The 23834-nt window shown below is 46.0% G+C and carries 26 protein-coding genes, 1 pseudogene and 1 riboswitch; of the genes and pseudogenes, 17 read left to right on the plus strand and 10 right to left on the minus strand.

The window, feature by feature from the left end:
• Positions 1-4: 4 nt before the first annotated feature.
• The 9 genes from ptsP to rsmI all read left to right on the plus strand — a co-directional run bounded on the left by ptsP (position 5) and on the right by rsmI (position 9938).
• On the plus strand, positions 5-1633 hold the full coding sequence (ptsP, locus tag DWX00_RS10790; RefSeq protein ID WP_118595207.1) for a phosphoenolpyruvate--protein phosphotransferase: 1629 nt from the start codon (positions 5-7) through the stop codon (positions 1631-1633).
• A gap of 222 nt (positions 1634-1855) precedes the next feature.
• A riboswitch (SAM riboswitch) is annotated at positions 1856-1968 on the plus strand.
• Between the two features lie 126 nt (positions 1969-2094).
• Entirely contained in the window at positions 2095-3282 is a 1188-nt protein-coding gene (gene metK / locus DWX00_RS10795) for a methionine adenosyltransferase (RefSeq protein WP_055267252.1), read from the plus strand.
• Between the two features lie 198 nt (positions 3283-3480).
• On the plus strand, positions 3481-4974 hold the full coding sequence (locus tag DWX00_RS10800; protein ID WP_117804562.1) for a sensor histidine kinase: 1494 nt from the start codon (positions 3481-3483) through the stop codon (positions 4972-4974).
• Positions 4971-5660, plus strand: a complete 690-nt coding sequence (locus DWX00_RS10805; protein WP_117801792.1) for a response regulator transcription factor — start codon at positions 4971-4973, stop codon at positions 5658-5660. Before DWX00_RS10800 ends, DWX00_RS10805 begins: the two co-directional genes overlap by 4 nt.
• A 27-nt stretch (positions 5661-5687) precedes the next feature.
• Entirely contained in the window at positions 5688-6284 is a 597-nt protein-coding gene (locus tag DWX00_RS10810) for a guanylate kinase (RefSeq protein WP_055267250.1), read from the plus strand.
• A gap of 54 nt (positions 6285-6338) precedes the next feature.
• A complete protein-coding gene (gene holB, locus DWX00_RS10815) occupies positions 6339-7328 on the plus strand; it encodes a DNA polymerase III subunit delta' (protein ID WP_022461270.1) in 990 nt (329 codons plus the stop codon).
• A 4-nt stretch (positions 7329-7332) separates the two neighbouring features.
• Complete coding sequence (locus tag DWX00_RS10820; protein WP_022461269.1) at positions 7333-8226, plus strand: PSP1 domain-containing protein; 894 nt, start codon at positions 7333-7335, stop codon at positions 8224-8226.
• 178 nt (positions 8227-8404) lie between these two features.
• On the plus strand, positions 8405-9088 hold the full coding sequence (locus tag DWX00_RS10825) for a tRNA1(Val) (adenine(37)-N6)-methyltransferase (protein WP_055226320.1): 684 nt from the start codon (positions 8405-8407) through the stop codon (positions 9086-9088).
• 4 nt (positions 9089-9092) lie between these two features.
• A complete protein-coding gene (rsmI, locus tag DWX00_RS10830) occupies positions 9093-9938 on the plus strand; it encodes a 16S rRNA (cytidine(1402)-2'-O)-methyltransferase (protein WP_118595208.1) in 846 nt (281 codons plus the stop codon).
• A gap of 76 nt (positions 9939-10014) precedes the next feature.
• Here the strand turns inward: rsmI and DWX00_RS10835 are convergent, their stop codons facing one another.
• The 6 genes from DWX00_RS10835 to DWX00_RS10855 form a co-directional block, all read right to left on the minus strand.
• Complete coding sequence (locus DWX00_RS10835; protein WP_147398245.1) at positions 10015-12024, minus strand: hypothetical protein; 2010 nt, start codon at positions 12022-12024, stop codon at positions 10015-10017.
• Positions 12025-12053: 29 nt separating this feature from the next.
• Entirely contained in the window at positions 12054-12917 is an 864-nt protein-coding gene (locus tag DWX00_RS10840) for a hypothetical protein (RefSeq protein ID WP_118595210.1), read from the minus strand.
• Between the two features lie 39 nt (positions 12918-12956).
• Positions 12957-13214, minus strand: coding sequence for a hypothetical protein (locus DWX00_RS19465; RefSeq protein ID WP_147398246.1), 258 nt, complete (start codon positions 13212-13214; stop codon positions 12957-12959).
• 262 nt (positions 13215-13476) lie between these two features.
• Positions 13477-13656, minus strand: a complete 180-nt coding sequence (locus DWX00_RS10845; protein WP_118595211.1) for a hypothetical protein — start codon at positions 13654-13656, stop codon at positions 13477-13479.
• A gap of 136 nt (positions 13657-13792) precedes the next feature.
• On the minus strand, positions 13793-14170 hold the full coding sequence (locus DWX00_RS10850; protein WP_118595212.1) for a type II toxin-antitoxin system death-on-curing family toxin: 378 nt from the start codon (positions 14168-14170) through the stop codon (positions 13793-13795).
• Positions 14167-14409 carry a type II toxin-antitoxin system Phd/YefM family antitoxin gene (locus tag DWX00_RS10855; RefSeq protein ID WP_117762181.1) on the minus strand — a complete coding sequence of 81 codons (243 nt, stop codon included), beginning with the start codon at positions 14407-14409 and terminating at the stop codon, positions 14167-14169. The genes DWX00_RS10850 and DWX00_RS10855 overlap by 4 nt, the downstream gene beginning before the upstream one ends.
• 147 nt (positions 14410-14556) lie before the next feature.
• Between DWX00_RS10855 and DWX00_RS10860 the strand changes: the two are divergent.
• Positions 14557-14676: pseudogene (locus DWX00_RS10860) on the plus strand (helix-turn-helix transcriptional regulator); the annotation flags it as partial.
• A gap of 245 nt (positions 14677-14921) precedes the next feature.
• Positions 14922-15332, plus strand: a complete 411-nt coding sequence (locus tag DWX00_RS10870) for a hypothetical protein (RefSeq protein WP_243038003.1) — start codon at positions 14922-14924, stop codon at positions 15330-15332.
• On the opposite strand, the gene DWX00_RS10875 is transcribed toward DWX00_RS10870, so the two are convergent.
• The 4 genes from DWX00_RS10875 to DWX00_RS10890 all read right to left on the minus strand — a co-directional run bounded on the left by DWX00_RS10875 (position 15281) and on the right by DWX00_RS10890 (position 18904).
• Entirely contained in the window at positions 15281-16147 is an 867-nt protein-coding gene (locus DWX00_RS10875; protein ID WP_001255868.1) for an aminoglycoside 6-adenylyltransferase AadE, read from the minus strand. The genes DWX00_RS10870 and DWX00_RS10875 overlap by 52 nt on opposite strands.
• 157 nt (positions 16148-16304) lie before the next feature.
• Positions 16305-17201: a GrpB family protein gene (locus DWX00_RS20445; RefSeq protein ID WP_118595215.1), complete on the minus strand. Its 897-nt coding sequence runs from the start codon at positions 17199-17201 to the stop codon at positions 16305-16307.
• 183 nt (positions 17202-17384) lie between these two features.
• Entirely contained in the window at positions 17385-18083 is a 699-nt protein-coding gene (locus tag DWX00_RS10885) for a GNAT family N-acetyltransferase (protein ID WP_118595216.1), read from the minus strand.
• 20 nt (positions 18084-18103) lie between these two features.
• Positions 18104-18904: a helix-turn-helix domain-containing protein gene (locus DWX00_RS10890; RefSeq protein ID WP_118595217.1), complete on the minus strand. Its 801-nt coding sequence runs from the start codon at positions 18902-18904 to the stop codon at positions 18104-18106.
• 338 nt (positions 18905-19242) lie between these two features.
• Here DWX00_RS10890 and DWX00_RS10900 point away from each other — a divergent pair, with 338 nt between their 5' ends.
• The 6 genes from DWX00_RS10900 (at position 19243) to DWX00_RS10925 (ending at position 23828) form a co-directional block, all read left to right on the plus strand.
• The gene (locus DWX00_RS10900; RefSeq protein ID WP_118595218.1) at positions 19243-19656 is read left to right on the plus strand and encodes a cysteine-rich VLP domain-containing protein; all 414 of its coding nucleotides are present in this window, start codon (positions 19243-19245) and stop codon (positions 19654-19656) included.
• A gap of 111 nt (positions 19657-19767) precedes the next feature.
• Positions 19768-20163: a replication initiator protein A gene (locus tag DWX00_RS10905; protein ID WP_118595219.1), complete on the plus strand. Its 396-nt coding sequence runs from the start codon at positions 19768-19770 to the stop codon at positions 20161-20163.
• A gap of 183 nt (positions 20164-20346) precedes the next feature.
• Positions 20347-21291, plus strand: a complete 945-nt coding sequence (gene mobV, locus DWX00_RS10910; protein ID WP_118595220.1) for a MobV family relaxase — start codon at positions 20347-20349, stop codon at positions 21289-21291.
• A gap of 72 nt (positions 21292-21363) precedes the next feature.
• Positions 21364-21558, plus strand: coding sequence for a hypothetical protein (locus DWX00_RS10915; protein WP_002334813.1), 195 nt, complete (start codon positions 21364-21366; stop codon positions 21556-21558).
• Between the two features lie 145 nt (positions 21559-21703).
• Positions 21704-23281, plus strand: a complete 1578-nt coding sequence (locus tag DWX00_RS10920) for a recombinase family protein (protein ID WP_118595258.1) — start codon at positions 21704-21706, stop codon at positions 23279-23281.
• Between the two features lie 55 nt (positions 23282-23336).
• Positions 23337-23828, plus strand: a complete 492-nt coding sequence (locus tag DWX00_RS10925; RefSeq protein ID WP_117804493.1) for a hypothetical protein — start codon at positions 23337-23339, stop codon at positions 23826-23828.
• Positions 23829-23834: the final 6 nt, after the last annotated feature.

Below are 23834 nucleotides of genomic sequence, written 5' to 3' on the forward strand. Positions count from 1 at the left end.
AAAAATGCAGTGTTTTCAGGGGAAATCCGTATATAAAGGAATTGTTATGGGACCGGTTGCGGTTCTGAAGAAAAATGATTACCAGGTTAAAAGAGCCCGGATTGAAGATCCGGAAGCAGAAGTGAAGCGTGTGGAAGAAGCCGTGGAGGTTTCGAAAAAACAGCTTGGCAGACTGTATGACAAGGCAGTCCGGGAAGTTGGAGAGGCAAGTGCGGCGATCTTTGAAGTCCATCAGATGATGCTGGAGGATGAGGACTATCTGGAATCAATGGAGAACATGATCCGGACAGAGCTGGTAAATGCAGAATATGCAGCAGCAGCAACCGGCGATAATTTTGCAGAGATGTTTGCAGCTATGGATGATGAATATATGAAGGCACGTTCCGCAGATGTAAAAGATATTTCCGAACGTCTGGTCCGCAATTTAAGCGGTGAGGGAGATAACGACCTGAGTTCTATGGAACCATCTGTTATAGTGGCAGACGATTTAAGTCCGAGTGAAACTGTACAGATGGACAAAGAAAAAATACTTGCGTTTGTGACTGTGCATGGATCTACCAATTCTCATACTGCGATTCTTGCGCGAATGATGAATATTCCGGCATTAATCGGCGTCCCGATGGATTTAAACGGTCTGAAAACAGGCATGACGGCCGTTGTAGACGGTTTTTCAGGTCAGGTTATCTTTGAGCCGGAGGAGGATGTGCGGAAGGAAACCGAAAAAAGAATGCAGGAAGAAGCAGAAAAACAGAAGCTTCTTGAGGAGCTGAAAGGAAAAGAAAATATTACGCCGGATGGCCGTAAGATCAACATCTATGCAAATATCGGCAGTGTTGGTGACCTTGGCTATGTGATGGAAAATGATGCCGGCGGAATCGGACTTTTCCGAAGTGAATTTCTCTATCTTGGAAGAAATGATTTCCCAACGGAGGAAGAACAGTTTCAGGCATATAAACAGGCCGTGCAGACCATGGCAGGCAAAAAAGTGATTATCCGTACGCTGGATATCGGGGCAGATAAGCAGGTAGAATACTTTAATCTTGGAAAAGAAGAAAATCCGGCGCTTGGGTACCGTGCAATCCGGATTTGTCTGAAACAGCCGGAAATTTTTAAAGCGCAGCTTCGCGCATTGTTCCGCGCAGCCGTTTACGGAAACCTTTCTGTCATGTATCCGATGATCACATCAACAGAAGAGGTAGAAAAAATCTACGCAATTGTTGCAGAAGTAGAGGAAGAGCTGAAAAAACAGGAAGTGCAGTATAAAATTCCGGAGCAGGGCATTATGATCGAGACACCGGCTGCCGTGATGATCAGCGACCGTCTGGCGGAAATGGTGGATTTCTTCAGCATCGGAACGAATGACCTGACTCAGTATACCCTGGCGATTGACCGTCAGAATGAGCAGCTGGATGATTTTTACAACCCACACCATGAAGCAGTTCTTCGGATGATTCGCATGGTGGTGGAAAATGCACACAAATGCGGAAAATGGGCAGGAATCTGCGGGGAGCTCGGTGCAGACCTGACATTGACGGAGCAGTTTGTACGAATGGGAGTGGATGAGCTTTCTGTTGCTCCGTCCATGATTCTGAAGCTGCGGAAGGTTGTCCGCGAGATGAAAGCAGAAGAGTAGAAAAAACGATACAGCAGATAAGAAAACTCTCTGTTTTGGAGAGTTTTCTTATCTGTTCACAAATAACAGAAGATACAGCCGAAAAATCAGAAAAAAAGAAAGGATGTTTGGGACAACAGTAAGAAAATGTCTCAAATCCTTTTATTTCCTCTTGACGAATGGCGTATTTTGCGATAGTGTATCAGAGTAGCAAAAAACAAAATCAAAAATTCAGTTGCTTTTCTCTTATTCAGAGTGGTGGAGATACATAGGATCTGTGAAACCACGGCAACCCCCAGACAGAATGGTCTGTACGGGAAGGTGCCAGCCTGAGCGAAATTTTCGAACAATAAGGGGATTTGAACATTACTATTCAGGTCCGCTAAAAATTGCGGATCTTTTTTTACGAAAAAATGTTCAGGGAAAGCCAAAGCCCACGAACGAAAAGCAAAAGAGAAGAGAAGAAAAAAAGGAGAAAAAGAATGGAAAAAAGACTGTTTACTTCTGAGTCTGTAACCGAAGGACATCCGGACAAAATCTGTGATGCCATTTCTGATGCGATTCTGGATGCGCTGCTTGAGCAGGATCCGATGAGCCGCGTAGCTTGCGAAACCTGTACTACAACAGGATACGTTATGGTAATGGGTGAGATTACATCCAACGCACACATTGATTTCCAGCAGGTTGTACGTGATACCGTTCGCGAAATCGGCTACGACCGTGCAAAATACGGATTTGACGCAGATACCTGCGCTGTTGTAACTGCAATTGACAAACAGTCCACCGATATCGCTATGGGTGTAGACAAAGCGCTCGAAGCAAAAGAGAACAATATGAGCGATGAGGAGATCGATGCCATTGGAGCAGGAGATCAGGGAATGATGTTCGGATTCGCAACCAACGAGACCGAAGAGTACATGCCATACCCGATCTACATGGCACACAAACTGGCTCGCCAGCTGACCAAAGTCCGCAAAGACGGTACTTTAACATACCTGCGTCCGGATGGAAAAACACAGGTAACCGTAGAGTACGATGAGAACGGCAAACCGTTCCGTCTTGATGCGGTTGTTCTTTCCACTCAGCATGATCCGGAAGTATCCCAGGAGCAGATTCATGAGGATATCAAAAAATACGTATTCGACGAAATCATTCCGGCAGACATGGTAGATGAGCACACCAAGTTCTTCATCAACCCGACCGGCCGTTTCGTAATCGGCGGACCTCACGGAGATTCCGGTCTGACCGGCCGTAAGATCATCGTAGACACCTACGGCGGATACGCTCGTCACGGCGGCGGAGCTTTCTCTGGAAAAGACTGCACAAAAGTAGACCGTTCTGCAGCTTATGCAGCACGTTACGTAGCAAAGAACATCGTAGCAGCAGGTCTTGCTGATAAATGCGAGGTTCAGCTTTCCTACGCAATCGGTGTCGCTCATCCGACCTCTATCATGATCGACAGCTACGGCACAGGAAAACTGTCCGACAACAAACTGACCGATATCGTTCGCGAGAACTTTGATCTTCGCCCGGCTGGAATCATCAAAATGCTGGATCTGCGCCGTCCGATCTACAAACAGACTTCCGCTTACGGCCACTTCGGAAGAAACGATCTGGATCTGCCGTGGGAGAAACTGGACAAGGTAGAAGACCTGAAAAAATACCTTTAAAACACGGTTGTTCGTACGAACCTTGTGTTTATAGAAAGTTTAGAAAGATTCATCTAAGTTAATGAAAAATCCTCAGGCGTTGTGCTATAATAAATTTAGACTGCGTACTGAGGATTTTTTTCTGTCCTGCGGGCGCGGAAAATACGAAATATGTGTTGGAAAACAGGTGAATTTTATATGGAAAAAAAGAAAAAAAGCATGAAATTACGGACGAGAGTCATCATTTCTTTTTTCATCATCATACTGGTTCCGATTGTGATGTGCGCCTTAACGTTTTACTTTTTTGTAGGGTATAAGACGAAGAGCATTGGTGAAAAATATGGTCTCGCAAACGCAACGTATCGAACCATTTCGAACAATACGCTGCTTTTGAATGCGATGACAGCAGAAGAGTACGACGAGGTGGAGAAGACCGCAAAATCGGATACCTCGATGCTGGAAGAAACGGATTATCTCGCCATTCTGAATGCGAGACTGAAGAAAAAACAGTCGTTTATTGCGGTGTGTGAAAACGGAACCATCATTTACAACGGATCGGCAGAGCTGTCGTCGGAGGAACTGGAAAATGAGCTGCCGAAATACGGCGATCCAGGCGCCAATTCCCAAGGCGGTGTTTATTTCCGAAATGAAAAACAGTGGATGGTCAAACAGGTGGACTATGAGAACGTGGACGGAAAAGAATGCAGTGCGTTTATCGTAACCAAGACAGATCAGATTGCGCCGCAGATTACGGGTATGGCAAGAGAACTTGCTGTTGTGACGGTTCTGATTCTGGTGTTCACCAGCCTTGGCCTGAGCCTTTGGATTTACCGCGGTGTGATCGGCCCGCTCGGACAGCTGAAGAAGGCGACGCAGAACATCAAAGACGGAAATCTTGACTTTACCGTGGAGCCGTGTGGTGTGGCAGAGATCAATGATCTCTGCGAGGACTTCGAGGAGATGCGCATCCGGCTGAAAGAGACGGCGGAGGAAAAGGTTGAGTTCGACAAAGAGAATAAAGAGCTGATCAGCAACATTTCGCATGACCTGAAAACGCCGATTACCGCGGTCAAAGGATATGTGGAGGGCATCATGGACGGTGTGGCGAATACGCCGGAGAAGATGGACCGTTACATCCGCACGATTTACAATAAGGCAAATGAGATGGATCGTCTGATTAATGAGCTGACGTTTTATTCCAAGATTGACACGAACCGTATTCCGTATACGTTTTCAAAAATCCACATCGCAGATTACTTTGATGACTGCGTGGAGGAGCTGAATCTGGAACTTGACGCGCAGCATGTGGATCTGACATACTTTAATTACCTCGAGGACGACCCGGTCGTCATTGCGGATGCGGAGCAGATCAAGCGTGTCATCAATAATATTGTAAGCAATTCCATCAAATATATGGACAAGAGCCATAAGGTCATCAACATCCGTCTGCGCGATGTCGGAGATTTTGTGCAGGTGGAGATTGAGGATAACGGAAAGGGAATTGCGACGAAGGATCTGACGAAGATTTTCGATCGCTTTTATCGCACCGATGCGTCCCGCAACAGCACGAGGGGCGGCAGCGGAATTGGCCTTTCGATTGTGAAGAAAATTCTCGAAGACCACGGCGGAAAAGTGTGGGCCACCAGCAAAGAAGGGGTGGGCACCACGATGTACTTTGTATTAAGAAAATATCAGGAGGTACCTGTTTCATGAGTAAAATACTGATTGTTGAGGATGAGGAATCCATTGCAGATCTGGAGAAAGATTATCTGGAGCTTTCGGGCTTTGAGGTGGAGATTGAAAACCAGGGAGACACCGGTCTTGTACGGGCGATCAAGGAGGATTTTGATCTGCTGATCCTGGATCTGATGCTGCCGGAGGTGGATGGCTTTGAGATCTGCCGCGAAGTGCGTGAAAAGAAGGATATTCCGATTATCATGGTTTCTGCAAAGAAGGATGATATTGATAAAATCCGCGGACTGGGCCTTGGTGCGGATGACTATATGACAAAGCCGTTTTCCCCAAGTGAGCTGGTTGCGCGCGTGAAAGCACATCTGGCACGGTACGAACGTCTGGTCGGAAGCGGCAAGAAGGAAAATGATATCGTGGAGATCCGCGGCATCAAGATTGACAAGACGGCACGCCGCGTGTGGGTGAATGGCGAGGAGAAGCAGTTTACGACAAAAGAATTCGATTTGCTGACCTTCCTTGCGGAGAATCCGAACCGCGTCTTTACAAAAGAGGAGCTGTTCCGGGAGATCTGGGATATGGAGTCGATCGGAGATATTGCGACGGTTACGGTGCATATCAAGAAGATCCGTGAAAAGATTGAGTTTAATACGGCAAAGCCGCAGTATATCGAGACGATCTGGGGCGTTGGATATCGGTTTAAGGCATAAAGAATCTGTGTTTCGGGGAGAGATAAAATGGGAAAAATTTACTATCTGATGGGAAAAAGTGCGTCAGGGAAAGATCATATTTATGAGAATCTGATCCAGGAGACGGCGCTGGATTTAAAACCGTTTGTCCTGTATACAACACGGCCGATCCGGAGCGGGGAGCAGGACGGAAGAGAGTATTTCTTTGTGGATGAAAAACGGCTTTCGGAACTGCGGGAGGCCGGAAAGATTATCGAGGAGCGCATGTATTCGACGGTGCAGGGGCCGTGGTATTATTTTACGGCGGATGACGGGCAGATTGATCTTGCGAAGCATGATTATCTCGGAATCGGGACACTGGAATCGTATCTGAAATTAAAGGCATACTTCGGGGAGCAGGCGATGGTTCCGCTGTATGTCGAGGTGGACGACGGGCTGCGGCTTTCGCGGGCACTGGAACGGGAAAGAAAACAGACAGAGCCGAAATACGCGGAGATGTGCCGGAGATTCCTGGCGGACTGTGAGGATTTTACGGAGGAGAAAATTGCGGAAGCTGGAATTGTCCGCAGATTTTCCAATAATTCTACGCCGGAAGACTGTTTTTCCGAAATTCAGAATTTTGTGGAACAACAGAAAAAGTTGTGATATACTTAATGCAGTATTAGTAAGAAATACAAAAGAACTCCAGGGGGTGATTTTATGCAGGGTTTTCAGAAGGTTGTAGGACATCAGGAAATCATAACGCATTTACAGAATGCCATTTCGATGAATAAAGTATCTCATGCTTATCTTTTTGGCGGAGAGAGTGGATCGGGAAAGAAAATGATGGCTTCACTGTTTGCGATGACGCTTCAGTGCGAGAAGCACGGGGTCGAGCCCTGTATGGAATGCCCGTCCTGTAAAAAGGCACAGAGCCAGAATCATCCGGATATCATTTATGTGAAGCATGAAAAGCCGAACACCATCAGCATCGATGAAATCCGCGAGCAGCTCATTAACGATGTGATGATCAAGCCGTACAGCAGTCCGTACAAGATTTATATCATCGACGAGGCGCAGAAGCTGACACTTCAGGCGCAGAACGCGCTGCTGAAGACGATCGAGGAGCCGCCGGCCTACGCAGTTGTCATGCTTCTGGCAGACAACCCGGATGCGCTGCTTCCGACGATTTCGTCACGCTGCGTGCAGTTAAATTTAAAACCAGTGGGAGACCAGCTTGTGAAAGATTATCTGATGAACGAAATGCATGTGCCGGATTACCAGGCAGAGGTTGATGCGTCCCTGGCGCAGGGAAATATCGGAAAAGCAGAGCGGATTGCCCGTTCTCCGGAATACGAGGAGACGCTGGAAAGTGCACTCCGCATGGCAAAGTACGCCGACAGTATGCCGCTGTATGAAATCGTGGAGACGATCAAAAAACTGACGGCCGAAAAAGACAATATTGATGATTATTTCGATATCTTTTCTTTATGGTTCCGCGATGTTCTGCTCTTTAAGGCGACAAAAGAGGTCGATTCCCTTGTGTTCAAGCAGGAGCTGAATGGAATCCGTGAGAGAGCAAATAAGAGCTCATACGAAGGCCTGGAGAAGATTATAGAGGCGATTCAGAAGGCGAGAGCCCGCCTGAACGCGAATGTTAATTTTGATTTAACCATGGAGCTTATGTTCCTGACAATGAAGGAAAACTGATAACATGATAACAATTATAGGAGTACGTTTTCGAAACGTAGGAAAAGTATATTATTTCTCGCCGAGAGAGCTGGACATCTGCGTGGGCGACCACGTTATCGTTGAGACGGCGCGCGGCGTAGAGTATGGTTTCGTTGTGCTGGGGCCAAAAGAAGTTGACGATTCCAAAGTGATCCAGCCGTTGAAAGAAGTCATCCGCATTGCAACGCCGAAGGATGATGCGCGGGAGGAGAGCAACCGCAAGAAAGAAAAAGAAGCGTTTGAAATCTGCCAGAAGAAGATCCGGGCGCACAACCTGGAGATGAAGCTGATCGATGCAGAGTATACGTTTGACAATAACAAGATGCTGTTTTACTTTACCGCCGACGGAAGAATTGATTTCCGTGAGCTGGTAAAGGATCTGGCGGCTGTCTTTAAGACGAGAATCGAGCTTCGCCAGATCGGTGTCCGCGATGAGACAAAGATCCTCGGCGGAATTGGCATCTGCGGCAGACCGCTTTGCTGCCATACGTATCTGTCCGAGTTTGCACCGGTTTCGATCAAGATGGCAAAAGAGCAGAACCTGTCCCTGAACCCGACGAAGATTTCGGGTGTCTGCGGACGACTGATGTGTTGCCTGAAAAACGAGCAGGAAACCTATGAATACCTGAACCGCAAGCTGCCGGGTGTCGGCGATATCGTAACGCTGCCGGACGGCATGAAAGGTGAGGTTTCCGGTGTGAATGTGCTTCGTCAGCTCGTAAAAGTGCTGGTGGATGTGAACGATGAGAAGGAAATGCGGGAGTGCCCGGTGGAAGAGCTCAAGTTCAAGCCGAAGCATAAGAAGGAAAAAGGCAAAGAGAAGAAAAAAGACAGAAACAGCTCCGGGGAGCAGGCTTCTTCGGAAGAGGCAAAATAGCCGGAATAAGATTGATTTGGAATGCATTTTGAAAAAAGTAAGCGCCGGGTAAAACTGACGCTTCTTTTTGTGTGATGCGGCGCTGGGCGGTCAGCAGGAGGAGGGATTTTCATTGGATAGAAAAGAAGAATTTTTGAAGCCGGGTGAGCGGCTCGATGATCTGCAGAACGGTTACTGGATGATACAGAATCCATCCCTTTTCTGCTATGGCATTGACGCGGTGCTGCTGGCATCCTACGCGAAGGTGAAGCGCGGGGAGCGGGCGATGGATTTCTGCACGGGATCGGGAATTGTGCCGATTCTGCTGAAGGCGAAGACAAACGGCGAGCATTTTTCCGGGCTGGAAATTCAGGAGTACAGTGCCGAGATGGCACAGCGGAGTGTGCGGTACAATCATTTGGAAAATGATGTTGAGATTTTCCAGGGAGATGTGAAGACGGCATCGCAGCAGTTTGGAAAAGAAGTGTTTGATGTGGTAACGTGCAATCCGCCGTACATGACGGGGCAGCACGGGCTGACGAATGCGCTTGAGGCGAAGACGATTGCGCGGCATGAGGTGCTGTGCTCGTTTGATGATATTGCGAAAGAGGCATCGGCGGTTTTAAAGACGAAAGGACGGTTCTATCTGGTGCACCGGCCGTTCCGGCTGGCGGAGATTTTTTCGACGCTGAAAAAATATCATCTGGAACCAAAAAGGATGCAGCTCGTTTATCCGTTTGTGGACAAGGAGCCGAACATGGTGCTGATCGAGGCGATGAAAGGCGGGAATCCGAGAATTACCGTGGAGAAACCGCTGATTGTGTATGAGACGCCGGGCGTGTATACAAAGGACATCCGGGAATTATATGGAGACGGGAGATAAGAACATGGCAGGAAAATTATATTTGTGTGCAACACCAATTGGAAATCTGGAGGACATGACCTTCCGTGCAATCCGCATTCTGCAGGAGGTCGATCTGATCGCGGCGGAGGATACGAGAAACAGCATTAAGCTGCTGAACCATTTTGAGATTCATACGCCGATGACGAGTTACCATGAATACAACAAATACGACAAGGGCCGCGAGCTGGTGCAGAAGCTGCTGGCGGGAACGAACATTGCCCTTATCACCGATGCCGGAACACCGGGAATCTCAGACCCGGGGGAGGAGCTGGTGAAAATGGCATACGAAGCCGGAATCGAAGTGACGAGTCTGCCGGGGGCGTGTGCGTGTGTAACGGCACTGACGCTGTCGGGACTTTCGACGAGAAGATTTGTGTTTGAAGCGTTTCTTCCGCCGGATAAAAAAGAACATAAACTGGCGCTGGAGCGGCTGAAAAACGAGACACGAACCATGATCGTGTACGAGGCGCCGCATCATCTGCTGAAAACGCTGCGGGAGCTGCTGGAGACGCTTGGCAACCGGCGGCTGACACTCTGCCGGGAACTGACCAAGAAACACGAGACGGCATGGCAGACCACGCTTGAAGATGCCATCACTCGCTACGAACAGGAAGATCCGAAAGGCGAATGCGTTCTTGTCATCGAGGGCAGAAGCCAGAAAGAAATCGAGGACGAGGCGAAGGCTGCGTTTGAGGAAATTTCGATTGAGGAACATATGAAACGGTATGAAGACCAGGGGATTGCAAGAAAAGAAGCGATGAAACTCGTGGCGAAGGATCGCGGGGTGACGAAGAGGGATATTTATCAGTATCTGCTGGGAAAAGAATAAATATTAAAAATTTGTGGGAGCATCCTGATTGACAAGTATTTTGTGGTTTGTCAATTAAGGTAGCTCCCACATTGTATTATACAGTAGGAAAAAGTAATTTACAGTTGAATATATCTTCATCAGAAGAAAGATCGACACTTCCGCCGAGCTGTTCCATTTTGATTTCGAGCATCAGCAAAGAAAGGGAAATATGCTCTGACAGAGGTGCGTTTCGGTTTCTTAAATATTGAGAAGTTTCTTTTGCAAATTCCGGCATTTCTTCTATTCTTTGAGAATGGAAGGACAGAAAGATTTCACAGGCTGCGTCAGATTTTTTCAAGGTTATGAGTATTGAGGAATGCTCTTTCGAATATAACATACTGCTGAAGAAATATTCAAAGTTATTCAGGATTTCTGTTAAAAGCTGTTCGTTTGTACGAAGCATCATTGTTTTAATGTCTGACGGGGAAAAAATCATGTTTTCAAGAGAAACTGTGTAATTTTTGAGAAATTTTACAAGATTTATTTCCTGAAATTCGATAGAGGAACGGTAATTTTCTTTTTCCGGCGTAGAAAAATGGAAATCAAAAACCATACAGTCATTTTCAATACGATAGGACATAAATCCATTCATATCCTGCATATATAATTGGGCAATCACAAGTTTAAGGGGATAATGATAATAGTCGTTAATATGATCTTCCGTCCACATTTGTGCGACTCTTGTGACATCCCGTTTAAGGTAAGAAATATTTTCTGAGTCTGCGACAGGAGAACTAAGATGAACAACTAACCAGTCTGCTTTATCCAGAGAAAGTTGGCAGGTAAAAGGCTGATCCGAATAATTCTGCACATATTCTTTTACGTTTTTGAAAACTGCGCTTAATAAACAAAGATCAGCGGATGTATGGTAGCAGGAAATCATATCATTTCTCTCGAAAAGTCCGCCCAGAGCAGGGATTTCTTTTTCCAGGTAAGCAATCAGTTCAAGGTCTTCAAAGATATGATTGGAATAACTTGGTAAAAGCATCATGCATTCTCTGGTGGTGGCATCGATTTCTTTTATGCTGGGTTCGATTTTTTCCAATGCTGTTTTTACATCGTAGATTTTTAAATCCAGACATTTGACGGCATGATATACATTCATAAGATTGTTGATAATGGAGTGTTCATATAATTCCAGCCAGCGGGTGTTTCTGATTTTGGCGATTTTGTATTTTTTTTCGACTTCTTTCAGACGGTTCAGCTCGAGCGTATTAAATTCCAGTAATGTTTTCCAATCGATGACGGCATCGATGTTGATACTGTCTTTTATTGTGTTGTAGAAGAAAGACTTATCATCAGAAAGCCGCTTTTTACGCTGCGAGCTTTCGCGGAAAAAAAAGGCAAGAAACAGAAAAGAAACAAGGCCCCAAAGATCAATTGGCTTTAAGTGAATATTCATTAAAACAAGAAAACGGAAACATACAATGAAACAGAGAAGTACGCCGTTTATCTGAAGACGAAATTGGAAAGAATCATTATTATCACGCTCGCCAGGAAAAATGACTTCTATTTTTTGGGATATCTTGTCAGAACCATCGTCGAGAGGAGCAGACGTGGTTACTCCTTTTGTAGTTAACCATATGTTTTTTAGATAATAGAAGCATGCCAAAAGAGATAAAAAAAGATATAATAATAAAAAGGGGATTGCTGGCAATAACGGACTATAGTTAAATGTAGATAAATATCCACCTGGATCCTGGAAAAGGTGAATAAAGTCAGTGATTCGGATATGTAGGATACTATAACCGATGTTCAAAACAACTAAAATAAAATTGATCATGCAAAGAGCAGAGAAGGGATAACAAAAGATCTCTGAATAAGGAAAGCCATAATATCGTCTGGAAATAAAAATTTCAAAAAATTCTTCAAGAAACAATAAGTCAAAAATTATAATTTTTAAAATAAATGCAAGGGAACATCCATAAACAGGAATGGAGAGCAAGCCTAGTTGGATGTTGGACACAGGATGTAGGTATATTTGTTTAAAAAGTAATTCTCCAATGATAAAGAGCATTGCAATAGGTGCCAAAAAAGGAGATGAAAAAATATATCTTTTCTTCATAGTGAATAAGTCTCTTTTCTACATAAGATTTAATCAATGTTGCTTTTGATGACCAGAGTTCGTTTCGAAGGATTTCTTTCGCAAATCAGTTCCAATCCAGCTTTGTCAAAAAGCGGCAGTAATTTGTTGAGAATACTTTCTCTCATTCGTTTGCTGACAGAAGCGGAATCAAGAAAATCATCCGCGTAATTTGTCTGCAGACTTTGGATGATTTCGCGGTCAAATAAAGGCAGATTTAAATTTTTAAGATAAAGATACAGTACATATTTCTGCCGCGCAGTCAGTTTATCTGCGATAAGCTGTTTGCCGAGATAAATTTCATCATCCCGATAAGACCTATAATTGTCAGGTCCGTACTCGTAGGCTAAAGCAGCATCGTATTTATGGAAATATTCCAAGCGTCCAGCCTGAATTCTGTCGGGAGATTCTTTTTTGATCCATTCTAATTGTTTTTTTACAACCGTTATCAGTTTTTGAAATTCATCGGGATTATCGAGGTTTTCCTTTCGGATATATTGGCAGCGATATCGTTCCACTTTGTTGATAGCACTGGAAATTTCAATGGGATCCGGAGAAACGGTACGAATCACAATAAGAATATCAGGTTTTTTTTTGACAAGGGTGTCAATAACGTATTCACCGGCATTTTTGTATGAATCGGATATTTCAAAAAAATGATAAGGCATATTGAAATCGATAATTGCCAGATCATAGCGGAAGGATAATAAGTGTTTGTTTCTGGCGCGAAGCTCTTTGTCAGAAAGAGCAGGATCCGGAGTGCCGACAACGGAAATGTCAAGATTGGAAAATTCTTTATTCAGATAATATTTCATCAAGTCTACGGTTGTTTCCATATCCTCTGCAATTAGTATATGAAAAATTCTCTGACTCATAATATCCCTCCAATTACTGTGCTTTTTATATGTAGTATTTTAGCACGATTTATACGTATATACTACATCATGTTTTCTAGCGCGTATAAGTTCCTGCGCTAAATTGATACCGGACCGGCAATCGCTGGAGAAGGTGGGACAGCTGAATACAAATCCGTGGTATTTTAAAATCCAATGTTTTTTGCGTTTGGTTACTTCGATGCCAAAGGATTCTAAATTTGATTTTAAGCTTGCGGTCATTACACGGTAGCCTTTTAATAATTGTTTTAATTGTTGGTCTTGTTTTGCTGAATTCATAGACGACTCCTTAAAAATTTGAGAGAATAGCAGGTGACCAGAAAGGCCACCTGCTATAATTAATTACCACATTAGCGGTGAAGTAAATTCCAACCGCTCCAGATGTTTAAAAAAGAAAAGAATAAACCTGTTCCTACCATCCAGCCATGCTGTTAACCTCCTTTCCAGAAGTATGAAATTCAGTGGTCCGACAGCCATCGTAGTTCTGTATCCGACAGCTGTCCGACCGGGAAACAGTTACGACATCTGAGATGAGAAAATCTTATTTGTAACTGTATCCGGTAGCATCTTCAAAAACACTGATGTTTTCAGGCGTATTAGAGCCATCCAATACCATGCGGCCTATCAGATCATCCGCAATTTTTCTGCCGGCATCGTAGCCTTTTTCGTAGTAAGCATCGTGAGCAAGGCGTCCGGCGGTTCTGATTTCGTCTTTTGTCATAGCTTTGAGCTCCTTTCTTTTTGATAACTCTATTAAAACAGATAAAACGACGATTTTTCTGGCGAAAAATTGATTTTTATAAAAAATACCGGAACAAAAGTTTTCATTTGTTCCGGTATTTAGAAAATAATACAACTTAATTTTGATGTTCCAGAATCCATTCCAGCAGTCCTTCATAAGTAATAGTTCCGGCTGCGACGCCAAGAATGGTTTCGTATAATTCTTTCTGTGTATAGCTCAGCTCGATTCCATTTAAGGCAAGAAAAACAAGCATGGCGTGTGTGCCGATTCGTTTGTTGCCGTCAATCATACAATGATTTTTGATCAGGCCATAGCCCAGTCTTGCGGCTTTTGCCTGCAGGGTGGGGTACAAGTCTTCTCCGCCGAAGGACTGGAAAGGCGTTTCGAGAGCGGAGTCCAGCAGATTGTAATCTCTGACTCCGTCGCTTCCGCCAGTTTGCTGAATCAACTGAGTATGCAGCATGAGAATCTGCTTTTTACTCAGTCTTTTCATTTAGCAAGTACCTCGTATGCTTCTTTATTTTGTTCCATCAGGCGTTTTGAGATGCTTAACACATCCTCGTCGGATGCAGTGGTTTCCTGCTCGGCTTTGCTGAAGTCGATGACAAGATATCTTGGAACGTTATTTTTCAGAATCACAGCGGAACCACATTCGTCTACCAGGCGGGCGACTTTGGAAAAATTTTGGTTTGCTTCGGAAATGGAAATTAAAGTTTTTGTGTCGATAGTCATTTTGGGTACCTCCTTAAGACTTTTTTCTATAGTATATATAAATCTTAGGATAAATACAACCTAATTTGCCGTGTTATTTTTTGTTGCTTGCCGCAACGCCAGTTTTTATCGTATGATAGGCCCATCAAATACGAGGAGGACACAGTTATGCTGAGTGATAACATCAAAATACTGCGAAAGAAAAAAGGATATTCCCAGGAAACGCTGGCGGAGCAGCTGCATGTGGTGCGGCAGACGATTTCGAAATGGGAGAAAGGGGTATCGCTTAGATAAAGATACCACACCAATCCCACGCTGACTTTTGCTCAACCAATACAGCCGGAGGGCTGAATAACAAGAAAAGGCGGTATGCGCCCCGTGGAGGGGTAGCATATCGCCTTTTCTTGTGGGGGTTTCCAAAGGGGGCAACGCCCCCATTTGGCACACGACTTTGCGACGCAAAGTGTAGTGTGTTATACGCTCTGTCGGCGTTGCCGTGAAAATGCCGTTGCCGCCGGGGAGGGCAAGGGCATTTGAAGCGGCAGGAAAACAGGGCTGTGCTTGCGTGGCGTGGAGCCGTAAGCGCAGGTCTGTTTTCAACAGCAGACTGGGCGTATATGAAAGCTCCCGTCCCTCGTCCTACGCTCCGACTTGTGGACAAAGTGTCCCGAAGTTGTGGCCACACTCCCGAAAAAGTAGCAGGACAGCGGGCAACCGTCAAGGCTGAAATGAACGGGGTTACACCCGGCCTTGACCGCCGCCCGCCGCCCCGCTGGATGGGTGGACAAGGCGGCCAATCCCTCAAAGTGCTTGGCCGCGCTCTTTCTGATTTTGAGGTATTCAGTTTTTCAAAATTGAATAATCAAAATAAATTTTTTCGATTGAAAAAATTTTATTTGTTATCATCTTCAATGCCATATTTTTTCTTTTGCCGAATCACATAATTACTGATTTTTTCATCATATAGTGGATACTGGTAATCCAACTGACATGCCACTTCTGACGAAACCTCCCGGAACAATGCCATACATTGTTCAAAGGATTCCCACATATGGGGATAGGAATCCATATTATAAGTGGACATAAGTCGTTCCCACAATTCCTCTGGGACATATTGCTTCATAAATTTATAGTTTTTTCCCAAACTGAAATGAAATCCCTGTTTGATACCAATCAGCCAGGAAATCATGCGAAGCAATTCTTTTCGTACTATATCATTCATATGGTCAATAGCAAAAAGAATTTCTTTGCGGCATAAGCCCTTTACTACATATGTTGTAGTATTCCAAAATTCATTACAGCAATCGTCAAACATTCTTTGAGTAGGCTTCTGCAAGTGGTAGTCTATATCCGTTGGTATTGGCGGCTTTACGATACGGTTGTCTTTATCCAACAGTAACTTTACCAGTTTATCCCATGTAAAATACTCGTCTATCAGTTCCAGCGGCAGCAAAGTTAAATCTATCTTAACATCATCAGTAAACAGCATTAAATATGAAAATCCCTTTTCTACAGCTGGAAATAATTCCATATCTTCCGGCTTTTGCAGAATCAACCTTTCACCAAATATATCTAGCCATTTATCATCACTTGTGAAGCTGTCCATATCCGTAACAAAAAAAGTAATATCAAAATCCTGAAAATCATCAGGCGGAATATTTGTATTTGTTCTAGATCCTTCCAAAGTAACCATGCGAATGCGTTTGTCTGTTTTTGCAAAATTCAAAACAATATCATAAACTTCTTTTTCTGATCTCATTTTTATCTCCTCCAATTATTGAAATAGGTGTGAAGCCATTTTAGGGCTTTCCCGCCTTGATTGCCCATCAGCAAAGACGGGCGGGACTGTCAACGGCGGCGCATTTATGCGCCGTTCATCTTGACCGTTGACTGGCTCGGCTGGCTTTGCTAATAACTTACTTCCACCAATCAGGAATTAGGGTTTTTAGCTTCGCCACCTGTTTTGTTTCATAGTCACGCAGGACTTCTATTTCTCCCGCCGCTTTATCTAACTGCATCATAAATTCCCGGCAGGCTCCACACGGCATGCCTGCTTTTCCGTCTGGCATAACAGCGACTATTTTTATGATTTGGCTTTCCCCGTTTGTTATCATATTTGCAATCGCATTTCTTTCCGCACACATTCCCAATGAACAAGCGGTATCAATGCAAACCCCGGTATAGATATTTCCTTTTGCCGAAAGAACTGCGGCAGAAACACTCCCAACCTCAATCAGTGGAGAGAGTTTTCTTTCATGCTGTACTTTCCTTGCGGCAATATACAATTTATCCCACGTCCCATCGTATTGGGCAAGCGCACGCTCTTCCATCTCACGAACAAAATTTTCTTTCCCATCACAATATCCATCTATATCATAGGGAAACTTTTGTGCAAGGTCTTTCTTGATTTTTGCGTATTCGTTCCGCTCTTTTTCATGGGTATGCATATAGTCACGGAATGCGAGGTGCCGTCCGATATTGTTCCAATCGTCCGCTTGAAAAATATGAATTTGATGGGTTCGCTCATCACCGCCTTTGCGAAGATAGCGTCTGCCCGTTATTCCAAATTCTCCGAGATATTCGTAGCCTATCTCTGAAAACTTTTCCGCAACCGTATCTACCTTTTCAAGACTTCTAACGACTGCCATAATATCGATAATTGGCTTGGCGGCCAGTCCCGGAACAGATGTACTTCCAATATGGTAGATAGAAATGCAATTTTCTTTCAGTATTTCGGTAATATAGTCCCGCTCTCGTACATATTTTGACGGCCATTCCGGGTCATAATTTACAACGGTTATATGCTGTGGCATAATAAATCACTCCTTGATTTCTTTAATTTTCATATCAACTTGCTCCCTTAATCAGTATTTACTGCTCTCTTACTTTCTGCCTCGCTGCGGGTTTGGATTTTTCGGCAAGTCCAACTTCTCCGCAATCTATTTTAGCCGCTTCTTTTCTTCTTCAAACAGTTTGTTATACCCCAAAACCATAAATCAGCAAACGCAAAAACCGTTACCAAAGAAAATGCCGCCTGCCTTTTTTGCTAAACCTAAAGAGGCTAAGTTAGAAGTGGACGCACTATACAAAGGAATACTACCATTTCGTCTAACTGCTTCTGCCCATTCTGCAAGTGTGTGGAATGCATACCCTTTTCTTCTGTAAAGTTCAGCCGTTTCAATTCCCGCTTCCTCTGCCTCAAGAATAATCCGAACACTACGACAAATAGATACGACTTGAGAATCTTCCAAATAAGCAGCGCAAAAGGGAACATCCAGCAACTCTTCAGGTAGCCAGGGAAAATAGTGGCTCATCTGAGGCTCAATGTTGTCTTTAGTGAGTAAGCAGGCTTTTAACTTTGGCTGTTCAGGAAGCCAAAAACAAGCATCTTCTGAAATCTTACTTTCTCCTAATAATTGCCGATATTCTTTATCATAAATAGGTGATTCATTCGGCAGCATCAGTACTGGCTCTCTGTTGGTAATTGATTGTAGTTTTTCTCTTAATTCTTTCGGTACGTCAACACGAAAATAAGCATGTGGTTTTTCGTAAAGTGGTCTTGTCAAATAGAAGCGGGGAGCCGGCTGTGAAGTTGAGTCCCATGGTTCCCTTATAGTCATAAGTTCGTTCTTTTCATTCATTGTAAACAGTGCTTCTACATGAAGCTGCATATAGTACGAGTTGCTTTTTCCCATTTTCTAATATTCTCTTACATTTATTTCTCTGCCTGTTCAATCATTTTCTTTACTAACCGCTGAAACAGGTCGGCGGTTTCCTCGTCCATCGGTGCAAGCTGTCCGATCTGTCCGGCTATCATCGCCGTTACATCGTCAATGGAAAGCGGTTTTTGTTTCTGCTCCGCCAGTGCGTCCCGCATGGCTTGGAACATAGCGGCGGTCACAGCTTCTCCCGGCTGTGACCCGTTGTCAATGTCTTTCTTAATATCCCGCAGGATAGCGAGGAACACATTTTTGATTTTCTCAATCTCCGCTTCATGTTCCCCCATCTTCTGGGCGTTCAAAAGCTGCAAATCCTGCTTTGCTTCCGCCCGGTGTTCCGGGTGTTCTTTCATCAGGTCGGACAGGGAAGCCGTTGCTATCTCGATAAGCTTGTTTCTTGCTGTTATCCCCTTTGCCGCCGTGTCCTGAAAATAAATCCGTATCAAATCTATCAGCTTGGGAAAATTCCTGTGTTCTAACAGACGATTAAGGATTTGCACATCAACAGCACCCGTCACAAGCCCCCTCACGGCTCCCTCGGACAAGCCTAATTCAGAAATATCGTAGCTTTTACGGACGCTCACGGTGGACAAGCCCAGTATGTAGTCTGTCGATACCTTAAATTCCTTTGCCACACCTATGAGAATATCACTGCTGACCGTTCTCGTTTCGCCGCTGACAATGCGGCTCAACTGGGAAGCGGAAACGCCTATTTTCTCCGCAAGTTCCTTTTGTGTGATGTGGTTCCCGTTGCATAAATCGGAAATCCGCTGTCCGGGTGTTCCGGGTAAAGCCATAAACACGCACCTCCTCCGCATACTTCCATTATACAGAATGATTGCAAAAATGCAATTTCCAAAGTGTAAACTTCATCAAAATGCAATTCTCGCAAAATTCCGGGAATTGCATTTTTTTCGTGTAGACTTAGGGTAGTTCATCGATGGACAGCACCTTGAAAACAGAATGACCGTCCGAAAAGGAATACCCCGGCTGGGGAAGCACCGCAAGGAGCCGGACTTCGGGACAAAATGTCCCGAAGTTGCGGGGAGCGTGCCAACGCCGGAATACGCCGCAGGAATGGGGCAGGAAGCCTTTTCGGGGAGAACGGCAACGGAAAGAAAAATGGAGGGAACGCATGAGAGATAACCCCTATAAAGACTTGCCGCCGCTGGAACGCAGGCCGGACGGTTCCCTTTACCGCATGACACCGGCGCAGAGGAAACAGGCGGCCAGCCTGATACGCCGGGAGTGCTGTTGCTTTGAGGACGGCAACTGCATTGTCCTTGACGATGGGGACACCTGCACCTGCCCGCAGACGATTTCTTTCTCGGTCTGCTGTAAGTGGTTCCGCTGGGCGGTCTTGCCGCTGGACGGGACGCTGGAAGCGGAAATTTTCCGGGATAAGGACTTGAAACGCTGTGCGGTCTGCGGCGGCGTGTTCGTCCCCAAATCCAACCGGGCAAAATACTGCCCCGGCTGTGCCGCCAGAGTTCACAGGCGGCAGAAAACAGAAAGTGAACGGAAAAGGAGGTCTGCTGTGGACAGTTAGGAGCGAAAAAAGCCTTGATTTATCAGGCTTTACAAGCCCCAAACCGGGGCAGGTGGTATAAAGTATCGCCCGCCCCGGAAAACGGGCTTCTAACCGTCCACAAAACGCACTATGACAAATACCATCTATATCCATCAGCCGGAAAAGGCGTTCAGCTTCACCCGGCTCCCGAATTTCCTCTTTGAAGCCCCCACATTCAAGTCCCTGTCCAACGAGGCAAAGGTTCTGTACGCCTTTATCCTGCGCCGGACAGAGTTGTCCCGCAAGAATGGGTGGGCGGATGACTGCGGACGGATTTTCCTGTATTACCCTATCTGTGAAGTGGTTGACCTGCTCCATTGTGGGCGGCAGAAAGCGGTAAATACCCTGCGGGAACTGCAATACGCCGGACTGGTGGAAATCCAGAAGCAGGGCTGTGGAAAACCCAACCGCATTTTCCCAAAATCCTATGAAGCGGTTCCAAACACCGACTTCAAGAAATCCCGTTCTGGTACGCCGGAGGACTGAAAACCGTACCCATGAAGTACGGAAACCGCCCCCTTGAAGTACGAAAACCGGACGGTATATAGAAATACAAAGATTAAAATGATTTATTTATATCCATTCCATTCCTATCGTATCAGAGATAATTCCGGCGGGATTTTCCCTGTGGAAAACCCCGGATAGGAAAGGAATGGGGAAAGGAGCAGAATGGCACAACACGCAATTTTGCGGTTTGAGAAGCACAAGGGCAACCCAGCAAGGCCGCTGGAAGCCCATCACGAAAGACAGAAAGAACAATACGCCAGTAACCCCGACATTGATACAAGCCGGAGCAAATACAACTTCCATATCGTCAAGCCGGAGGGACGCTATTACCACTTCATTCAGAGCCGTATCGAGCAGGCCGGATGCCGGACGAGGAAAGACAGCACACGGTTTGTCGATACGCTGATAACTGCCAGCCCGGAGTTTTTCAAGGGGAAATCCCCAAAGGAGATACAGGCGTTCTTCCAAAGGGCGGCAGATTTCCTCATTGGCCGGGTAGGACGGGAAAATATCGTGTCGGCGGTGGTACACATGGACGAGAAAACACCCCACCTGCATTTGACCTTTGTTCCGCTGACAAAGGACAACCGCCTGTGTGCAAAGGAGATTATCGGCAACCGGGCAAACCTGACGAAGTGGCAGGACGACTTTCACGCCTATATGGTGGAGAAATATCCCGACTTGGAGCGTGGGGAGAGTGCCAGCAAGACAGGCCGGAAGCATATCCCCACTCGGCTTTTCAAACAGGCGGTTTCCCTCTCCAAACAGGCCAGAGCCATTGAAGCCGCCCTTGACGGCATTAACCCGCTGAACGCCGGAAAGAAAAAAGAGGAAGCCCTCTCCATGCTGAAAAAGTGGTTCCCGCAGATGGAGAACTTCTCCGGGCAACTGAAAAAGTACAAGGTCACAATCAATGACCTGTTGGCGGAGAATGAGAAGCTGGAAGCAAGGGCAAAGGCCAGTGAAAAAGGCAAGATGAAAGATACGATGGAACGGGCAAAGCTGAAAAGCGAACTGGACAATTTACAGCGGCTGGTTGACCGTATCCCGCCGGATATACTGGCGGAACTGAAACGGCAGCAGCGGCACACGGTAAAGGAAAGGTGATAGATATAAGCAGAAATTTTCGCCGCCCCTGTGCGGCATTGTACCTTGAAAACTGAATATGGAGGACACTGGATGGCAAAAAGCGAAAGCGATATTTTTACACCCCGGACAGGGCAGGTCATACAAGCAGAGAACGGCACGCAGTATTTTGTATGTGGGAACAACCGTATAAAAATCTCCGAACACTTCGCCGCAGGCGGGAAGCCCCTCGGTGATCTGATTGTAGATGTGGTGCGGCATACCGCAGAAAAAGCCGCTTCAACCTGATAGCCCATCATTGATAACACGCCCACGCTTATGATATAATTGCCATAGAGCAAAAGTATTGTAAGCGTGGGTTGTTTCTTTAGAAGGAGGATTTTTAACGGTGAAACAACCTTACAATACTACGATTTACAACACGGCGCTTTATATGAGATTGAGCCGGGACGATGAAAACTATGGTGACAGCGTAAGCATTGAAACACAGCGGACAATCCTGCAACAGTACGCAAAGGAACAGGGGCTTCATGTAGTCGGTGAGTATGTGGACGATGGCTGGTCGGGGACGAACTTTGAACGGCCGGATTTTCGGCGCATGATGGACGATGTGGAAGCCGGAAAAGTAAACTGCATTGTCACGAAAGACCTGTCCCGTTTCGGGCGGGAACATGTGATGATGGACTACTATCTGGAATTTCTGTTCCCGGAGAAACGGGTTCGCTACATCGCCGTTGCGGAGAATGAGGACACAGAGAAAGGGCTTTCCGATTTTGTCCCGTTCAAAAACCTGTTCAATGAATGGTTTGCGAAAGATACAAGCCGCAAGGTAAAGGCCGCTTTCAAAGCGAAGTTTGCCACAGGACAGCGTATCGGCGCCTATGCTCCCATCGGGTACAGGAAACACCCGGAAATCAAAAACAAGCTGATAATCGACGAGGAAACCCGCTGGATAGTGGAGAAGATTTTTGACCTTGCCATTCATGGCAGAGGGGCGGCCAGTATCACAAGAATACTGATTGCGGAAAAGGTTCCCACGCCGGGATTTATCAACTTCCAGCGTGACGGGACTTTCGCAAACATCTATGCGGGTGCGCCAGAGGAAAAAAGCTACGCATGGACGATAGCGCAGGTCAAGAGCATTATGAAAGATGAAACCTATATCGGCCATACCATTCACTACCGGGAAACGAACATTTCCTTTAAGAACAAGCGGAGGGTACGCAAGCCCCAAAGTGAATGGGTGCGGGTGGAGAACACGCAGGAGCCGATTATCAGCGAGCAGGTTTTCCGGCAGGTACAGGAGCAGATAGCAAACCGCCGTAGGAAGTGCAAGGATGGTACAACGCAGATTTTTTCCGGATTGGTAAAATGTGCGGATTGCGGCTGGTCGCTGTCCTATGGGGAGAACAGGCAGAACAGCAAGCCTTACGGCCATTATCATTGTAGCAAGTACGGACAGGGCACACGCCAATGCTCCATGCACTATATCCGCTATGATGTGCTTTACGCCTATGTCCTCTCCCGTCTGCAATACTGGTCGGGGCTGGTACAGCATGATGAAGAACGGCTCTTGAAGCGGCTGTTAAACGCCAATGACAAGGGACAGGCCGCCGCAAGAAAGAAGCAGGCCGCCGAGCTGAAAAAGGCAGAGAAGCGGAAATCCGAAGTTGATACCCTGTTTGCCCGGATGTATGAGGACTGGGCGGCGGGGCGTATCACGGAATACAACTTCTCTATGCTGTCCGGGAAGTACCAAAGCGAACAGGCTGAACTGGACACAAAGATTGAACAGCTTCAATCCGCTATCGCCACTGAAAGCCAGAACGCCGCAGACGCAGAAAAATGGATTGCCTTGATGAAAGAGTGCGTCAATCCAACAGAACTGACCGCCGAACTTTTGAATACGCTGATTGAAAAAATCGTTGTCCATGAAGCGGTCAAAGGTGAGGACGGAAGCCGGGAACAGGAGGTAGAAATCTTCTACCGCTTTATCGGCAAAATTGATTGAATGATACCAATATCTTTAACTATGTGATACCGGGATTTCGGTTCCGGATGCGGTGATGCTGGATCGGATGGCGGAGCTGTTTGAGGTGCCGGTGAGCGTGCTGCTGGGCGGCGGGCTGGAAGTAGAGGAGGAGCAGCCTTCGGAACTGAATGAGATTGCACAGCAGCTTGCGGTCTTAAATGATCAGCTGGTGCAGCAGGCAGTGCGGAGACGGAAAGTGATCCGGTATGCGTTTGTTGGTGTGTTTGCGGCGATCTTTGTTCTGATTGGAGCGGCGATCGGACTTCGGGTGTACACGGAATCACAGCTGCGGGATGAAGCGTCGCTTCGCACGGTTCGTTATGAATGCACGCTCGACGGGGAATCATATGTATATGAAGCTTCCTATAACAGCCAGTATCAGATCCTGTACGAGGGCGGCGATGCCTGGATTTCGAACCATGTGCGGCCGGAGCAGTACGAGGATGTGAATGTGCTGTCGGCGCAGATGCAGGATTACTTCGAAGAAAAAGGCGGAACATGCACGATCATTGACAAAAATCCGTAAAAGTTT

The organism is Blautia sp. AF17-9LB, assembly GCF_003479185.1.
Classification (GTDB): Bacteria; Bacillota; Clostridia; order Lachnospirales; family Lachnospiraceae; genus Fusicatenibacter; species Fusicatenibacter saccharivorans.

What these genes read in the sequence shown, in the direction of transcription:
- DWX00_RS10850 (WP_118595212.1), bottom strand. Translation starts at nt 14,170, where the DNA reads ATGAAAAGACTGAGTAAAAAGCAGATTCTCATGCTGCATACTCAGTTG.
- DWX00_RS10820 (WP_022461269.1), top strand. Translation starts at nt 7,333, where the DNA reads ATGATAACAATTATAGGAGTACGTTTTCGAAACGTAGGAAAAGTATAT.
- DWX00_RS10920 (WP_118595258.1), top strand. Translation starts at nt 21,704, where the DNA reads ATGAGATTGAGCCGGGACGATGAAAACTATGGTGACAGCGTAAGCATT.
- DWX00_RS20445 (WP_118595215.1), bottom strand. Translation starts at nt 17,201, where the DNA reads ATGCCACAGCATATAACCGTTGTAAATTATGACCCGGAATGGCCGTCA.
- DWX00_RS10840 (WP_118595210.1), bottom strand. Translation starts at nt 12,917, where the DNA reads ATGAGTCAGAGAATTTTTCATATACTAATTGCAGAGGATATGGAAACA.
- DWX00_RS10825 (WP_055226320.1), top strand. Translation starts at nt 8,405, where the DNA reads ATGATACAGAATCCATCCCTTTTCTGCTATGGCATTGACGCGGTGCTG.
- DWX00_RS10925 (WP_117804493.1), top strand. Translation starts at nt 23,337, where the DNA reads ATGCTGGATCGGATGGCGGAGCTGTTTGAGGTGCCGGTGAGCGTGCTG.
- DWX00_RS10845 (WP_118595211.1), bottom strand. Translation starts at nt 13,656, where the DNA reads ATGACAAAAGACGAAATCAGAACCGCCGGACGCCTTGCTCACGATGCT.
- DWX00_RS10885 (WP_118595216.1), bottom strand. Translation starts at nt 18,083, where the DNA reads ATGGGAAAAAGCAACTCGTACTATATGCAGCTTCATGTAGAAGCACTG.
- DWX00_RS10835 (WP_147398245.1), bottom strand. Translation starts at nt 12,024, where the DNA reads ATGAAGAAAAGATATATTTTTTCATCTCCTTTTTTGGCACCTATTGCA.
- metK (WP_055267252.1), top strand. Translation starts at nt 2,095, where the DNA reads ATGGAAAAAAGACTGTTTACTTCTGAGTCTGTAACCGAAGGACATCCG.
- DWX00_RS10900 (WP_118595218.1), top strand. Translation starts at nt 19,243, where the DNA reads ATGAGAGATAACCCCTATAAAGACTTGCCGCCGCTGGAACGCAGGCCG.
- holB (WP_022461270.1), top strand. Translation starts at nt 6,339, where the DNA reads ATGCAGGGTTTTCAGAAGGTTGTAGGACATCAGGAAATCATAACGCAT.
- ptsP (WP_118595207.1), top strand. Translation starts at nt 5, where the DNA reads ATGCAGTGTTTTCAGGGGAAATCCGTATATAAAGGAATTGTTATGGGA.
- DWX00_RS10915 (WP_002334813.1), top strand. Translation starts at nt 21,364, where the DNA reads ATGGCAAAAAGCGAAAGCGATATTTTTACACCCCGGACAGGGCAGGTC.
- DWX00_RS10905 (WP_118595219.1), top strand. Translation starts at nt 19,768, where the DNA reads ATGACAAATACCATCTATATCCATCAGCCGGAAAAGGCGTTCAGCTTC.
- DWX00_RS10855 (WP_117762181.1), bottom strand. Translation starts at nt 14,409, where the DNA reads ATGACTATCGACACAAAAACTTTAATTTCCATTTCCGAAGCAAACCAA.
- DWX00_RS19465 (WP_147398246.1), bottom strand. Translation starts at nt 13,214, where the DNA reads ATGAATTCAGCAAAACAAGACCAACAATTAAAACAATTATTAAAAGGC.
- rsmI (WP_118595208.1), top strand. Translation starts at nt 9,093, where the DNA reads ATGGCAGGAAAATTATATTTGTGTGCAACACCAATTGGAAATCTGGAG.
- DWX00_RS10890 (WP_118595217.1), bottom strand. Translation starts at nt 18,904, where the DNA reads ATGGCTTTACCCGGAACACCCGGACAGCGGATTTCCGATTTATGCAAC.
- DWX00_RS10805 (WP_117801792.1), top strand. Translation starts at nt 4,971, where the DNA reads ATGAGTAAAATACTGATTGTTGAGGATGAGGAATCCATTGCAGATCTG.
- DWX00_RS10875 (WP_001255868.1), bottom strand. Translation starts at nt 16,147, where the DNA reads ATGAGATCAGAAAAAGAAGTTTATGATATTGTTTTGAATTTTGCAAAA.
- mobV (WP_118595220.1), top strand. Translation starts at nt 20,347, where the DNA reads ATGGCACAACACGCAATTTTGCGGTTTGAGAAGCACAAGGGCAACCCA.
- DWX00_RS10810 (WP_055267250.1), top strand. Translation starts at nt 5,688, where the DNA reads ATGGGAAAAATTTACTATCTGATGGGAAAAAGTGCGTCAGGGAAAGAT.
- DWX00_RS10800 (WP_117804562.1), top strand. Translation starts at nt 3,481, where the DNA reads ATGAAATTACGGACGAGAGTCATCATTTCTTTTTTCATCATCATACTG.